The following is a 15523-nucleotide window of genomic DNA, read 5'->3' as shown; positions in this document are numbered from 1 at the left end:
GCGTAATGATGAGCAAGCAATCAGACCTGGCATTGTCGGGATTAAAAAAAACCTATGGTTCTACCGTTGCGGTGGAACATATTACTTTACGCGTGAAGCAGGGCGATTTAGTGGCCTTTCTCGGCCCTTCCGGCTGCGGCAAAACCACCACGCTGCGTATGATTGCCGGTCTTACTGCGCCTTCAGAAGGCAATGTGGTGATTGATGGTATGACGGTGACAGATAAACCGGCCCATCAGCGCAATATTGGCATGCTATTCCAGGGTTATGCGCTGTTCCCGCATATGACCATCGCGGAAAATGTGGCATTTGGCCTGAAGATGAAAAAAGTTAAACCAGCCGAACGTGAAAAGAGGGTGAAAGAGGCGCTCGAACTGGTACAGCTGGCGCATGTGGCAGACAGAAAACCTTCTGCGCTTTCGGGCGGGCAACAGCAGCGCATTGCTCTGGCACGAGCGCTGGTGATTGAACCTTCACTGCTGCTGCTTGATGAACCTCTTGGCGCACTGGATAAAGAGCTGCGTGAAACTATGCAGATTGAGATTCGTCAGCTGCAACAAAGGCTCGGTATCACCACGGTGTTAGTCACCCATGACCAGGAAGAGGCCTTAACCATGGCCGATCAAATTGTGGTGATGAATCAGGGGCGTGTTGAGCAAGTGGGAACCCCAGAAGAGATCTATTCCCGCCCGGCAAATGCGTTTGTCGCCAATTTTATTGGCGCGTCTAATTTTTTAACCGGCAGCGTCACGCGCCGCGATAATGATACCGATATTATTGCGCTGGAAGGGGGGGGCGAAATACGCCATCAGGGGGCTGTTTCATGGCAAAATTCAATGACGTTTATTGTCCGCCCAGAAGCGATTGTTATCGAACCTGAAGGTACGGTGCAGAATGCAGATAACTGGACGCAGGCCTGGATTGAAGAAGTTATTTATCGTGGCCAGGTCTCGCATATAAAAATGCGCAGAACTAACGGGCATAAGTTATTAGCCTACGTACCCAATCGTACTGGCGGTAAAGTGGATGATGTTCTGATGCCAGGCAATGCGGTTATCGCCAGCTGGCATACTGATGGCGCCTGGCTGCTACCTGATGCGTAAATAATAATTTATTTTGCCGCGTAAGACGCTTTTGAGCTAACGACATGAAAGACCTGAAATTGACGCGAAGCAGAGAGGAGAATCTCTCTGCGGACGGATTGCGCCTGTACCCCCGGCTGCTGTGTATATTCACCATCACCTTAGCCACTGCTGCCTCTTCCATGGGGATGAGCATCGTGAATGTGGCGCTGCCGACGATGGCGCAAGCCCTGGCGATTGCGCCAGGTTATTCCGTGGCCATTGTGTCGGCATATCAGATCGCGATGGTTGCGGGGCTGCTGCCGCTGGCAGGACTGGGGGAGATTTTAGGTTACCGGAGAGTCTATTTACCTGGGTTGCTGATATTCGCGCTGGCATCACTGATGGTCTCAGCCTCGAACGGTGTGATTGAGGTTGTAACCTGGCGGTTTATTCAGGGACTGGGCGCAGCAGGGGTATTAAGTGTTAATACAGCGATCCTGCGATTTGTTTATCCGCGTCGGCACTTTGGCCGCGGGCTGGGGCTTAATGCGTTTATGGCGGGAACCTCGATGGCGCTGGGGCCGCCGGTGGCCGCGCTTATTCTCTCGGTTTCCAGCTGGCACTGGTTATTTCTGGTCAATGTACCGCTTTGTCTGCTGGCATGCGCCATTGGTTATTTTGCCATTCCGCACACCAGCCGGGCGAACCATAAATTGTCCCGGACAAGTATTACTCTGCATATTGTCACTTTCGCATTATTAACCAGCGGCCTTAATTTCACTGCCATAAATATCCGCCCTGAACAGGCGTTAATCATGATTTTTATCGGCACCGGCATGGCGCTGATCTATATCAGACGGGAAAAATACCGCCACGTGCCCCTGATCCCGATTGATCTGTTTAAAATCCCCGATTTCCGCGCCTCGGTGTTCGCCTCAATGCTGGCGTTTTGCGCACAAATTATCGTGCTGACCATCCTGCCATTCTGGCTGTCTCATGAGACCGGCCGATCTGCTGCTGAGATTGGCTGGTTGCTGGCGGCCTGGCCAGCCAGTTCGATGCTGGCGGCATTAGCTTCTGGCGCGCTGTCAGAGTCTGTCCCGGCCAAGAAATTATGTGTATATGGACTGACGCTGTTTGGCGTTGGGGTATTTATGCTGGTCTTCCTGTCTGCCGCGAGTTCTGCGGTGTTAATCATCCTGTCGCAAATACTTTGCGGGCTGGGCTTCGGTTTATTTCAGACGCCGAACAATCGCCTGCTGCTCTCAGCGGCTCCGCAAGGGCGCGCCGGCTCTGCCAGCGGCAGTCTTGGCACGGCCAGGATGGTGGGGCAGTCTTTGGGCAGCGCGGTGGCCGCCATGCTACTGATGGCGGATTTCAGTCTGGCATTACCTTTAAGCGGCATCACGGCCAGCGTATTCGCCGTGGTGGCCGGATTTTATAGTTTACGTAAACGCAGCCGCAGGCCGCAGATGGCTGGCAGCGGTTCAATCATTATGGAGTTAACGCCAATGAATCAGAGCAATAAACCCGAAATCGTTATGCTGTACGAAGCGCCTGAATATCTGGCATTGCTCCGTCAGCACGCGACCGTCCATGATGCATCAACGGGCCTCGAATCGTTATCTGAAGAGGTTTTGCAGCGCGTGAAGTATGTGGTCACCACCGGCTTTACCGGCTTTAGCGGCGCGCAAATGCGTCTGATGCCCGCATTACGACTGATTTGCTGTGCCGGAACCGGTTTTGAAAATGTTGATCATGAGGTTGCGCGTGGGCGCGGCATCTATGTCTCTCACGGGGCGGGTGACAACGCGGCGGCGGTTGCCGACCAGGCGATGGGCTTGTTGCTGGATATTGTCAGGGGAATCAGCCTGCAGGACCGCAAAGCGCGTGATGGTTTATGGCGTACCGATTTCTCGCCATACCCGATGGTCGCTGGCAAAAAAATCGGCATTTTTGGTATGGGGCAGATCGGTGAAGCCATTGCGCGCCGGGCAACCGGATTTGACCTTAAAATTATGTACCATAGCCGCACACCCAAGCCGCAGCTTCCCTGGCAATATATCGATTCGCTTGAAGAACTGGCGCGTCAGGTTGATTTCCTTATCTGCTGTGCGCCGGGGGGTAAAGAGACATTTCATGCGGTTAATGCCCGGGTGCTGGATGCGCTGGGTAGCCAGGGCTACTTAGTCAATGTGGGACGCGGCAGTATCGTTGATACACAAGCGCTTATTACTGCGTTAAACAACGGTGCGGTTGGTGGCGCAGGACTCGATGTCTTCGAAACGGAGCCTGCTATTCCGCAAGCGTTACGCCTGTCTGATAAAACGGTACTCACCGTTCATACAGCGGGGGTTTCCATCGAGACACAACGCACCGGTGTCACCCTGGTCATGCGCAATATCGCGGGATTTGAACGCGATGGCGTGCCGCTGTCACCTATTCCACCGATGGCCGGAGCCCTGTTTAACGGCAGTACGACGGCTTCAGCTTTTTCATCAATCTGATGTCCCCGCTACTGCGCGACTGCAGACTTAAGCGGACAACGCCGGCGATGCAGATGCAAGCGATAACCGCCGTCACAGCAGTCGCGGATCTTGCCGATGCCCATCACATGCGGGCCTGCGACCAGGGTGTCTTCAGTCGCCAGCCGGGCCAGCAACTTTTCGCGGGTCGCCAGCGCCTGAGGGGGATCGATATCGAAGCCGATACTCCAGTGAGGATAGCGTAACTGGAGCAACGTCGAATGGATAACATCTCCCCAGATCAGTAAACGCTGGTCGCCAGCGCTGATTTCAATGCCGCTATGGCCGGGTGTGTGGCCATAGAGCGGAACCAGATGTACACCCGGGATCACCTCTCCGCGCGCGGCAACCGCTGTGATCGAGCCGTTATAAGCCTGTAGCACTGTAGCGATCAGCGTGAAAAGCCCCGTCTGCGCCAGCTGTGGATAGTGTTCCGCTGAAGTTGGGCTGGTCCAGAATGCCAGCTCTTCTTGTGACAGATACAGGGTGGCCTGCGGATAAAGCGCTGTGCCGTCTTCCCTGATTAACCCGCCGATATGATCTTCATGCAGATGGGACAGTATAATCCCCCCGACCTGATCGAGGCTGAAGCCTGCGCTTTGTAGTGCAGCCGGTGCTTTGCCAAAGCGTGGCCCCAGTTGCCTGCCACACCCGGCGTCAATCAGCCACAGCTGATCGTCCTTTTTCAGGGCAAAAGCGTTGATGGGTTCCGGCGATGGGCCGCTGGCAGGCAGTCCGACACTTTTGAACAGCGCTTCTCCTGCGCTGGATTTGGATGCAGGAATAAAATCGGTGTCGCAAAGGAAAATCCCATCCAGCAAGGTAATAAGGGTAAATTCGCCAATCTGATGTTCTTCAGTCATGTGATGCTCCTGGTGGTATCAAAAAAAATGGATGGGGCAGCTGTGCCCGTCAGAGTTGTTGTCTTTAAGGTTTTGCATCGCGGGCCGACTGCCAGCACAAAGCGAGAAGTGATGACGTGGCCGACATCATCATCACCGCTGTCCAGCCGCCATATTCCCAGGCAACGCTGGCGCTCGCTGAGCCGGCGGCGCCGAAAGCGAACTGCGCAGCCATAAATACGGTATTAAAGCGACCACGGGCGCTGCCTGCCGCGCCAAGCACCATAGTCTGATGACCAATGAGCGAAACTTGCAGGCCAGTGGTCATCAGAATCACGCCGATGCCCAGCCCGGCAAGACTCACCATCGGTATCATCAGCAGAAAACTGGCGACCACCAGCAGGACACCAAGACGTACGGCTCCCTGTGGACCTTGTTTGCCCGCGATGCGCAGACATAAGGGCGCCAGCACGGCGCCAGCCAGCGCCACAATGCCGAACATGCCGGCAATGCTGCTGTTCAGCCCGAAGCGGGGCGTCTGCAGTAGCAAAGCCAGAATCGTCCAGAATGCGCTGAAAGCGAAAAAGAGCAGGCTTTGGGTCAGCGCCGCCTTTCTGAGCACCGGCTCGTTGCGCGCCAGAACCCACAACGAACGCAGCAACTGGTGATAGGGCAGTCGGGATTCCGGCAGGCTGCGCGGCAACTTTATCGCCAGACATACCATCATCAGTACAGAAAGCATCGCGCCCAGCAGAAAGACCGAACGCCAGCCATACCAGACCGCCACGAAGCCGCTGACGGTGCGTGCCAGCAGCACGCCCACCAGCAGGCCGCTGGTAATGGTGGCAAGCACGCGTTCACGCTGGAGGGGCGATGAGAGTCCGGCGGCATGGGGGATCATCTGCTGAGCGATGGTAGCGAACACGCCGATCAGCACGGAGAAGAAGGCAAGGCTGTACAAGCCTGGGGAAAAACTGGCAGCCACCATCGCTAATGTCAGGCCCAGACACTGAAGCAATATCAGCGCGCGCCGCTCCAGCTTATCGCCAAGCGGCACCAGCAGGATCAGGCCGAGGGCATAGCCGATCTGGGTTGTTGTGGCGACCAGGCCGGAGGCGGCGCCAAAATCATCAGCGATCATGCCCAGCAGAGGCTGATTGTAATACTGGCTGCCAACGGCGATTCCGGTCGCGGCGGACATCATCAGCACCTGTCCGTGACTGAGGTCGCGGCCGTCTGGTAGCTTTGCGGCGGGGTTGCCAGCAGGAACGGTCATTACGCGACCTCCGGATAAGTGAAGGTGAATCCCTGATGCGGGGATTGAGTGGTCGTGTGAAATTTGAGCATAAAACCTCCTTTTATCCGCAGGCTGGACGGGATTGATCGTCGGGGAGTAAGCCGGGCGGTTATAAGCTGTCGGGCGATGGAGGGATATTGACGAATTGAATGACATCTGGGAAATTGATATCAGATATACCAACTATCTCTGAAAATGATGAAAACACCGACGCTAAGAAATCTTGACCTGAACCTGCTGTATGCCTTTTCCATCCTGATGGAAGAGCTGAACGTTAGCCGCGCGGCAGAGCGGATGTTTATCGGCCAGCCTGGGCTCTCCAGTGCTCTTCGCCGTCTGCGCGAAGCACTGGGCGATGAGCTGTTTATCCGGGTGGGGCGAAAGTTACAGCCCACGCCCCGTGCTCTGGCGATTGCACCGGATATCGCAAGAGCGTTAGCCACGATTGAGCGTACGGTGCAACCGCCAGATGCATTCGATCCGGCAAGCTGGCAAGGGGAGTTTCGCGTTGGGCTATGCGATAACCTTGAGATGGCCTTTTTCGGGGTATTAACTGCGCGGGTTCGCGAGTTAGCGCCGCATGCGCGCGTGGTGGCGGTTGCCGCGACTAAGCGTGATTCGGTACAGCTGCTGGAGGAGGGGGCATATGATTTCAGTGTTGCTGTGCATGGGGAACCGGCATCCTGGCATATCCGCCAGCCGTTATTTGAGCAGCATCTGAAGTGCCTTTACGATCCCCAACGGCTGAAACTTACTTTGCCGCTCAGTATTGATGAGTATGCCAGCCAGCCGCACGTCATCGTGTCATCCGCGGGCAATGATGCCAGAGATGTTGATATCTTTCTGCAACACGCGGGAATAAAGCGTGAGGTGGTTGCCAGCGTATCGCGCTATTCGGCGGTCGGCCCTGTATTGCAGGCAGTGCCAGCGATAGCTACTGTTCCGGAGACAGTGGCGCATTGTATGGCGCAGCTGTATGGCCTGAGTGTCAGCTCTCCGCCCCTCGACTTTCCGGCTGAGCCGATCTCAATGCTTTATCGCAAAGTTGATGATGTAAAGGGAAGCGCCGCCTGGTTCCGGCAACTGTTTATTGAGGTTGCCGCGGAGGCTTTAAACGTTTCGGGTTGCAGGCCTGATAGTGAATTTTCACTTAGCGTAAGTCGATAAAAGAGGGCGGAGAACCGGGAGATTAAGATTCGCCTGCGCTTATGCTCCAACGGTTAATTCTGGCGTTTCTTAATGTTCTCCTAAGCTTGAAATGCAAAATTAAGGACTGGTTTTATTAACTGGCCCTTTACGATGAATTTGCTGTCACTGAAGAGACCGACGCTAAGCCGTGTCTCCTTCCTGATTCTTTTTTCGGTTTATATCGCTGTTTTTCTGAACTTCGCTTATTACCGCCAGGTACTGGCGGATATGCCGCTGGATAGTCTGCACAATACACTGGTATTTCTCTCGATGCCGGTGGTGGCTTTTAGTGTGATTAATATTATTACCACGCTGGCTTCCTTCTTCTGGCTTGATCGTATTCTGATTGCGCTGTTTATTCTGGTATCCGCTACGGCGCAATATTTTATCCAGAACTACGGCATTGTTCTCGACCGTTCAATGATCACCAATATGCTGGATACTACCGCCTCGGAAACCTTTGCACTGCTGACGCCGAAGATGGTTATCACGCTGTTGCTGACTGGCGTGTTGATGGTGATAATTGCATTCTGGATCCGCATTAAACAGAGCCAGCCTGTCTGGAAAAGCGCTGTTTACCGGCTGATCAATGTGGCGATATCTGTCGCGCTTATTCTGCTGGTGGCGCTGTTGTTCTATAAAGATTACGCCTCGCTGTTTCGCAATAATAAAGAGCTGGTGAAATCGTTAACTCCGTCGAACAGCATTGTGGCCTCATGGTCTTATTATTCGCATCAGCGTATGGCGAATATGCCATTAGTGAAGATTGGCGAAGATGCGCATCAATCTGCTGCCATGACCAGGGGTAAGAAAAACCTGACTATTCTGATCGTCGGTGAAACCTCACGCGCCGATAATTTTTCACTTGGTGGCTATCCGCGTGAAACTAATCCACTGCTGGCAAAAGAGGATGTCGCTTATTTCCCACACACCACCTCTTGCGGTACGGCAACCGCGGTCTCGGTACCTTGTATGTTCTCCAATATGCCGCGTGCGCATTATGATGATGCTCTCGCCGCACATCAGGAGGGGTTACTCGATATCCTGCAACGTGCAGGCATCAATGTATTGTGGAATGATAACGATGGTGGTTGCAAAGGCGCCTGCGACCGCGTGCCGCATCAGGATGTGACCAGCCTGAACTTGCCGGATATGTGCATTAATGGGGAGTGCTATGATGACGTACTCTTTCATGGTCTTGAAGAGTACATTGCGAATTTAAAAGGTAATGGCGTCATTGTATTACACACCATCGGCAGTCACGGGCCGACTTACTGGCGCCGTTATCCGCCACAGTTCCGTAAATTTACCCCCACCTGTGATACTAATCAGATTCAGGAGTGTTCGCAGCAGCAGCTGATCAATACTTACGACAATACCCTCCTCTATATCGATTATATCGTCGATAAAGCGATTAATACGCTGAAATCGCATCAGGATCAGTTTACCACCAGCCTGGTTTATCTCTCAGACCACGGCGAATCGCTGGGGGAAAATGGCGCCTATCTGCATGGTTTGCCGTACGCCATTGCGCCAGCGGTGCAGAAACATGTACCAATGTTAATCTGGCTCTCTCCTGATTATCAGCAACGTTACGCGGTTAACAGCCAGTGCCTGAATAATCTGGCGAAGTCAGGCGAGTTCTCGCAGGACAATCTGTTTTCAACCATGCTGGGCTTAACCGGTACGGTAACCAAAGAGTATCAACCTGCTGACGACATCCTGACGGCATGTCGGAGTCAACCTTAAATAAAATCCTGATTGTCGAAGATGATGCCCTGCTGTTGCAGGGCCTTTAGCGGAGGCGCAAAAAAATTCATTGCAGAGGTTTCCATTAAATTTACAATTACTTTCTACAAGGTAAGAAAAATTTAGTAGTTACGTAAAGGTATTAAGTGCACTTTCACAGCTGAAATCGTTAGCTTTCATCCCTGTCAGACATCCCTCACCAGCCTGCACCATCAATTTTTTAGTCATTCACAAACGTCTCAAATTACCTCTGCCGCCAGTGTTAATTTGTAAAATAATTTCGTTTACTGCGACAAGGTCGATCGTCAGAAAAGTTTAAAAAATAATCTCATTACCATCATTTTTGATATGTCATTTATATAATATGATGATAAATATCACTAATTTATAAATTTGGTGAGTTTTTAACTAACTTGGTTAAGTTTAATGTTCAGTTAAGGAACGGTCGCTATGCTATTGGATGTAGCCTCTGCTGATAATGCGTTTATCGGTCAGAGTTTTTAAGGCTTCTGTCTCTGTTATCAACAACTGAGATGCTCACCTGTTACCTGGAAATTGCATTGCAGGTGTGTTTTGGGTCTGAGTTATAGATCAGGTGTAGCATTTTTTGCTAAATTGAAGAGATAAATACATTAAGGAAATTTCTGAATGCCTTTTCTTCCTTTTTCCCGACCGGCGTTAGGTAAAACGGAACTGGCCGCGATGCTGGAGGTGTTTGAATCCGGCTGGATTACCACCGGGCCAAAGTGTGCCGAACTTGAGCGCGCCTTTTGCCAGCTAACCGGCAATCAACACGCTATCGCCGTCAGTTCCGCCACGGCAGGAATGCATGTCACGCTGATGGCGTTGGATATTAACGCGGGCGATGAAGTCATTACGCCGTCGCTCACCTGGGTTTCCACGCTTAACATCATCACATTGCTGGGCGCGACGCCGGTGATGATCGATGTTGACCGCGAAAACCTGATGGTGACGCCTGAGGCGATTGAAGCGGCAATTACCGCCAAAACCAAAGCGATTATTCCGGTACATTACGCTGGCGCGCCTGCGGATATGGACGCCATTCGGGCCATCGGTGAGCGTCACGGCATTGCGGTTATCGAAGATGCGGCGCACGCAGCAGGGACCGGGTATAAGGGACGCCATGTCGGCGAGCGCGGCATCGCCATTTTCTCTTTTCACGCCATCAAGAATATGACCTGCGCGGAAGGGGGATTGGTTGTTACCGACAACGCGGTGCTGGCCGACCGCATCCGCATGCTGAAATTCCATGGTTTAGGTGTCGATGCTTTTGATCGGCAGACCCATGGTCGTCAGCCGCAGGCGGAAGTGATTACACCAGGCTTCAAATACAATCTGCCGGATATCAGCGCCGCCATCGCCTTAGTGCAACTGGCCCGGCTGCCTGAAATCAATGCGCGTCGCGCCACTATCGCTCAGCGCTACCTTGAGGCGCTAAAAGAGACGCCATTCAGGCCATTAGCGTTGCCGGAATGGCCACATCAGCATGCCTGGCATCTGTTTATTATTCGCGTTGATGAAGCGGCCTGCGGCATCTCGCGCGATGCGCTGATGCAGGCGTTAAAAACGCAGGATATTGGCACCGGCCTGCATTTCCGCGCCGCACATACCCACAAATATTACCGCGTGCGCTATCCACACCTCTCGTTGCCACATACCGAATGGAACAGTGAACGCATCTGTTCCATTCCGCTATTTCCCGATATGACTGACAGTGACGTCGAACGCGTAATTACGGCGTTGCGCGGCCTTGCAGGAGCTTAAGTGACTGATTATAAAAAGATTGAAAAAGTGTCGGTAGTGATCCCGGTTTATAACGAACAGGAAAGCTTGCCGGAGCTGATTCGTCGCACCAGTGAAGCCTGTAATAGCCTTAAGCTGGCGTATGAAATTTTACTGGTGGATGATGGCAGCCAGGATGCTTCAGCAGAGATGATCGCCGCTGCGGCGAACGCGCCGGGCAGCCATGTGGTTGCTGTGCTGCTTAACCGCAATTATGGTCAGCATTCAGCGATTATGGCGGGCTTCAGCCATGTAAGCGGCGATCTGACTATCACGCTGGATGCGGATCTGCAGAACCCACCGGAAGAGATCCCCCGTCTGGTGGCCGCCGCGCAGCAAGGCTATGACGTGGTGGGCACTGTGCGACAAAACCGTCAGGACAGCTGGTTCCGCCGCCGCGCGTCGCGCGCCATTAACCATCTTATCCAGCGGGTAACCGGCAAAGCCATGGGCGATTACGGCTGTATGCTACGCGCCTATCGCCGCCATATCGTCGACGCCATGCTCAACTGCCATGAGCGCAGCACCTTTATCCCGATTCTTGCCAACACCTTTGCACGGCGGACGATTGAACTGCCGGTCACGCATGCGGAACGCGAGTTTGGCAATTCTAAATACAGCTTTATGCGGCTGATTAACCTGATGTACGACCTGGTGACCTGCCTGACGACCACGCCGCTGCGCATGCTCAGCGTGCTTGGCAGCCTGATTGCGCTGGCGGGTTTTGCTTTCTCGTTGGTATTGATCGTGTTGCGCCTGTTCTTTGGCGCTGCATGGGCAGGCGACGGCGTATTTGTGCTGTTCGCCGTACTGTTTATGTTCACCGGTGCCCAGTTTATCGGCATGGGGCTGCTCGGCGAATATATTGGCCGCATTTATAACGATGTGCGCGCCAGACCCCGTTATTTTATCCAACGCGTTATCCATCCTCAGACCGACGCTTCAGTACAGGAAACCGAGTAATGAAAACTATTGTCTTTGCTTATCACGACATGGGTTGTGCAGGTATCAACGCGTTGTTGCAGGCTGGTTTTTCCATCAGCGCGATTTTCACCCATGTCGACTCGGCGTCTGAAAATCCCTTTTTTGGTTCGGTAGCGCGGATTGCGGCGGAAAACAACATTCCGGTGTATGCGCCCGATGACGTCAACCATCCGCTGTGGATTGATCGCATTAAAGCGATGGAAGCGGAGCTTATTTTCTCCTTTTATTATCGCAACCTGCTGTGCGATGAGATTCTTAACAGCGCGAAGAGCGGCGCATTTAACCTGCATGGTTCGCTGTTGCCGAAATACCGTGGCCGCGCGCCACTCAACTGGGCGCTGCTGAATGGCGAGAAAGAGACGGGGGTTACGCTGCACCGCATGGTGAAACGTGCGGATGCTGGCGAGATTATTGCTCAGCAAAGCGTGAACATTACAGATGAAGACAATGCGCTCACCCTGCATCATAAGCTGGTGCAATGCGCGCGCGAGTTGCTGGAAACCACCTTGCCACGCATCAGCCAGGATCGCCTTACCGGCACGCCACAAATTGAGGCGGATGCCACCGTGGTCAGCCGTCGTACTGCGGAAGATGGCCGTATCGACTGGTCACTGCCTGCCCGGCAGATTAATAATCTGGTGCGCGCCGTAACCCAGCCGTGGCCTGGCGCGTTTGCCTTTGCCGGTACAGCGAAGTTTGTTGTCTGGAAAGCAAAAGTGCTGCCGGATAATACCCGGGCCAAACCCGGCACCGTATTATCCGCCGATCCGTTCGTTATTGCCTGTGGCGAAGGCGCGCTGGAAGTGCTGACGGGGCAAACAGATAATGGCGTCTATGTGAATGGCAGCCAGCTGGCGCAAAGCCTCGGCATGGTTGCTGGCGCGCTGCTCTATTCTCAGCCAGTGACGGCGATTAAACGCCGCACGCGGGTGTTAATCCTTGGCGTAAATGGATTTATCGGCAATCACCTGACCGAGCGCCTGCTACAGGACGACAATTTTGACGTTTTTGGTCTGGATATCAGCGCCGATGCGATCAGCCGTTTTATCGGCCATCCGCGCTTCCAGTTTGTTGAAGGCGATATCAGCATTCACTCCGAGTGGATCGAATATCACATTAAAAAATGCGATGTGATTCTGCCGCTGGTGGCGATCGCCACGCCAATCGAGTACACCCGTAATCCGCTACGTGTTTTTGAACTCGACTTCGAAGAGAACCTGAAAATTATCCGCGACTGCGTCAAGTACAGGAAACGCATCATTTTCCCATCGACCTCGGAAGTGTATGGCATGTGTACCGATGCCAGTTTCGATGAAGATCATTCCAATCTGGTGGTCGGGCCAATTAACAAACAGCGCTGGATTTATTCGGTGTCGAAACAGCTGCTGGACCGCGTAATCTGGGCTTATGGCGAGAAAGAGGGGTTACGTTTTACGCTGTTCCGTCCGTTTAACTGGATGGGGCCACGTCTGGATAACCTTAATGCCGCGCGCATCGGCAGTTCGCGCGCCATCACTCAGCTGATCCTGAATCTGGTTGAAGGCTCGCCGATCAAACTGATTGACGGTGGTCGCCAGAAACGCTGCTTCACCGATATCAGCGATGGCGTTGAAGCGCTGTTTCGTATTATCGAAAACCAAAACAATAACTGCGACGGGCAGATTATTAACATCGGTAATCCGCAGAATGAAGCCAGTATTAAGGAGCTGGCTGAGCGCCTGCTGGCCAGCTTCGAACGTCACCCGTTGCGCGCCAGTTTCCCGCCGTTTGCCGGTTTCCGCGAAGTTGAAAGCAGCAGTTACTACGGTAAAGGCTATCAGGATGTTGAACACCGTAAACCGTCAATCCGCAACGCCAGACGTTTGCTGGCGTGGACGCCAACGGTGGAAATGAGCACCACCATCGATAACACGCTTGATTTCTTTCTGCGTACTGTTGAGCTGCCGGACGATAAGCAATGAGAAAAGTCGGTCTGCGGGTCGATGTCGATACCTGGCGCGGCACACAATATGGCGTGCCCGCGCTGCTGAATCTGTTCAGTCAGCATAATCTCCAGGCAACGTTTTTCTTTAGTGTGGGGCCGGACAATATGGGACGCCATTTATGGCGTCTGCTGAAGCCACGTTTCCTGTGGAAAATGCTGCGTTCGCGCGCCGCATCGCTCTATGGCTGGGATATTCTGCTCGCGGGCACGGCATGGCCGGGCAGGCTGATCGGTGAGGGCCTCGGCAATATCATCAGCGCGACGGCCGATCATCACGAAGTCGGCCTGCATGCCTGGGACCACTTTGCCTGGCAAACCTGGGCAGGCGTCTGGCCGAAAGAGCAGCTTGAGCAGCATATTGCGCGGGGGCGCGATGCGCTGGAAGCGATTGTCGGACAGAGCATAACCTGTTCGGCGGTAGCGGGCTGGCGTGCCGATGGCCGGGTGGTTGAAGTGAAGCAGGGATTCGGTTTTCGTTATAACAGCGACTGCCGTGGCACGATGCCCTTTCGACCGATTCTGGGCAATGGTCAGTTGGGAACGGTGCAGATCCCGGTGACATTACCCACCTGGGATGAGGTGGTTGGTCCGGCCATCAGCGCTGGTCAGTTCAACGATTACCTGCTGGCGCGGATTAAGGCCGACAGTGGTACGCCGGTGTATACCATTCATGCGGAAGTGGAGGGGATCAGCCAGCTCAGCGCCTTTGCGGAATTACTGCAACGTGGCAGGCAGCAGGGGCTGCATTTTTGTCCACTTAGTGAACTTTTGCCGGACGACCTGGCAACGCTGCCCAGTGGAAAAATCGTGCGCGGACATATTGCCGGTCGTGAAGGGTGGCTGGGATGTGAACAACTGACAGGGTTAATGGAATGACGACAACCAATAAGAGCCTGATACTTGCACTGCTTTTTATCCTCTATTATCTGATTCCCCTTGAATTCCGTAATCTCTGGCAGCCGGACGAAACGCGTTATGCTGAAATCAGCCGCGAAATGCTGCAAAGCGGCAACTGGATCACACCGCATTTTTTTGATTTACGTTATTTCGAGAAACCGATTGCCGGTTACTGGTTTAACAATATCGGTCAGGCGATTTTCGGCCACAACAATTTTGCGGTGCGCATCGGCTCCGTGTTCTCTACGCTGATAAGTGCGCTGCTGGTTTACTGGCTGGGGCGGCGTATATTCCCGCAACGCGGCGTGGCGCTGACCGCCAGCATAATCTTTCTGACATCGCTGCTGGTCTATGGTGTTGGCAGTTATGCGGTGCTCGACCCGATGCTGGCGATGTGGATGATTGCTGCCATGTGCAGTTACTGGTTTGCCAGCGAGGCTACAACGGTAAAGCAGCGGGTGCTGCGCTACCTGTTGCTGGGCCTGACCTGCGGTATGGGCTTTATGACCAAAGGTTTTCTGGCACTGGCGCTGCCGGTGCTGGCGATTGCGCCCTGGGCGATCTGGCAGCATCGCTTGCGCGAACTGCTGGTTTACGGTCCACTGGCGGTCGTCAGCGCCGCGCTGCTGAGCGCCCCCTGGGCGATCGCTATCCATCGACAACAACCTGACTTCTGGCACTACTTTTTCTGGGTCGAACATATCCGGCGCTTTGCCGAATCGGACGCCCAGCATAAAGCGCCTGTCTGGTATTACCTGCCGATTCTGTTGCTGGGCGCGCTGCCCTGGCTGGCATTATTGCCAGGCGCGCTGCAACAGGGCTGGCGAGAGCGCAAGCAATCTGCCGGCGGATTGTATCTGTTGAGTTGGGTGGTCGTTCCGTTACTTTTCTTTAGTATTGCGAAAGGAAAATTGCTGACCTATATTCTGCCGTGTTTTGCACCGCTGGCCCTGCTGATGGCCGCGTATGGCTGTCGGCTGGCACGCGAAGGCAGCCGCATCCTGAAAGTGAATGCGTGGATTAATATTCTGTTTGGCCTGGCCTGTGTCCTTACCTTGTTACTGGCGCTGGCTCCCTGGGGGATTATCCATCACCCGTTGTATGGGGCGCATGAAATGCTGGCGCTGGCAATGGCCATACTCTCCTTCGCTGGCTGGGCGCTGGCGGGTTTTATCAGCCTGAAGGTGGTA

11 protein-coding genes are annotated in these 15523 nt (G+C 53.8%); 9 read left to right on the top strand and 2 right to left on the bottom strand.

Features of this window, described 5'->3' with window-relative positions; genetic code table 11:
- Positions 1-5 precede the first annotated feature (5 nt).
- On the top strand, positions 6-1103 hold the full coding sequence (locus J2125_RS00055; protein WP_198510878.1) for an ABC transporter ATP-binding protein: 1098 nt from the start codon (positions 6-8) through the stop codon (positions 1101-1103).
- 44 nt (positions 1104-1147) lie between these two features.
- Complete coding sequence (locus J2125_RS00050; RefSeq protein ID WP_083865618.1) at positions 1148-3571, top strand: MFS transporter; 2424 nt, start codon at positions 1148-1150, stop codon at positions 3569-3571.
- Positions 3572-3579: 8 nt separating this feature from the next.
- Here the strand turns inward: J2125_RS00050 and J2125_RS00045 are convergent, their stop codons facing one another.
- Positions 3580-4452 carry an MBL fold metallo-hydrolase gene (locus J2125_RS00045; protein ID WP_017799945.1) on the bottom strand — a complete coding sequence of 291 codons (873 nt, stop codon included), beginning with the start codon at positions 4450-4452 and terminating at the stop codon, positions 3580-3582.
- Positions 4453-4516: 64 nt separating this feature from the next.
- Positions 4517-5707: an MFS transporter gene (locus J2125_RS00040; RefSeq protein ID WP_017799946.1), complete on the bottom strand. Its 1191-nt coding sequence runs from the start codon at positions 5705-5707 to the stop codon at positions 4517-4519.
- Positions 5708-5923: 216 nt separating this feature from the next.
- On the opposite strand from J2125_RS00040, the gene J2125_RS00035 reads away from it, so the two are divergent.
- From J2125_RS00035 to arnT, 7 genes are all read left to right on the top strand, one after another.
- On the top strand, positions 5924-6895 hold the full coding sequence (locus J2125_RS00035; RefSeq protein ID WP_017799947.1) for a LysR substrate-binding domain-containing protein: 972 nt from the start codon (positions 5924-5926) through the stop codon (positions 6893-6895).
- 132 nt (positions 6896-7027) lie between these two features.
- Positions 7028-8665, top strand: coding sequence for a phosphoethanolamine transferase EptA (eptA, locus tag J2125_RS00030; RefSeq protein WP_017799948.1), 1638 nt, complete (start codon positions 7028-7030; stop codon positions 8663-8665).
- Positions 8666-9313: 648 nt separating this feature from the next.
- Complete coding sequence (arnB, locus tag J2125_RS00025; RefSeq protein WP_017799949.1) at positions 9314-10450, top strand: UDP-4-amino-4-deoxy-L-arabinose aminotransferase; 1137 nt, start codon at positions 9314-9316, stop codon at positions 10448-10450.
- On the top strand, positions 10451-11431 hold the full coding sequence (arnC, locus tag J2125_RS00020) for an undecaprenyl-phosphate 4-deoxy-4-formamido-L-arabinose transferase (protein WP_017799950.1): 981 nt from the start codon (positions 10451-10453) through the stop codon (positions 11429-11431).
- Positions 11431-13413: a bifunctional UDP-4-amino-4-deoxy-L-arabinose formyltransferase/UDP-glucuronic acid oxidase ArnA gene (gene arnA / locus J2125_RS00015; protein WP_017799951.1), complete on the top strand. Its 1983-nt coding sequence runs from the start codon at positions 11431-11433 to the stop codon at positions 13411-13413. Before arnC ends, arnA begins: the two co-directional genes overlap by 1 nt.
- Positions 13410-14312, top strand: coding sequence for a 4-deoxy-4-formamido-L-arabinose-phosphoundecaprenol deformylase (gene arnD, locus J2125_RS00010; protein WP_017799952.1), 903 nt, complete (start codon positions 13410-13412; stop codon positions 14310-14312). The genes arnA and arnD overlap by 4 nt, the downstream gene beginning before the upstream one ends.
- The coding region (gene arnT, locus J2125_RS00005) for a lipid IV(A) 4-amino-4-deoxy-L-arabinosyltransferase (protein ID WP_209499423.1) at positions 14309-15523 on the top strand (1215 nt) is incomplete at its 3' end. The genes arnD and arnT, both read left to right, overlap by 4 nt.

Origin of the sequence: Winslowiella toletana, assembly GCF_017875465.1 — a bacterium.
Classification (GTDB): Bacteria; Pseudomonadota; Gammaproteobacteria; order Enterobacterales; family Enterobacteriaceae; genus Erwinia; species Erwinia toletana.
The sequence above is the reverse complement of the archived record's forward strand: the minus strand, read 5'-3'. Positions and strand labels throughout refer to the sequence as shown.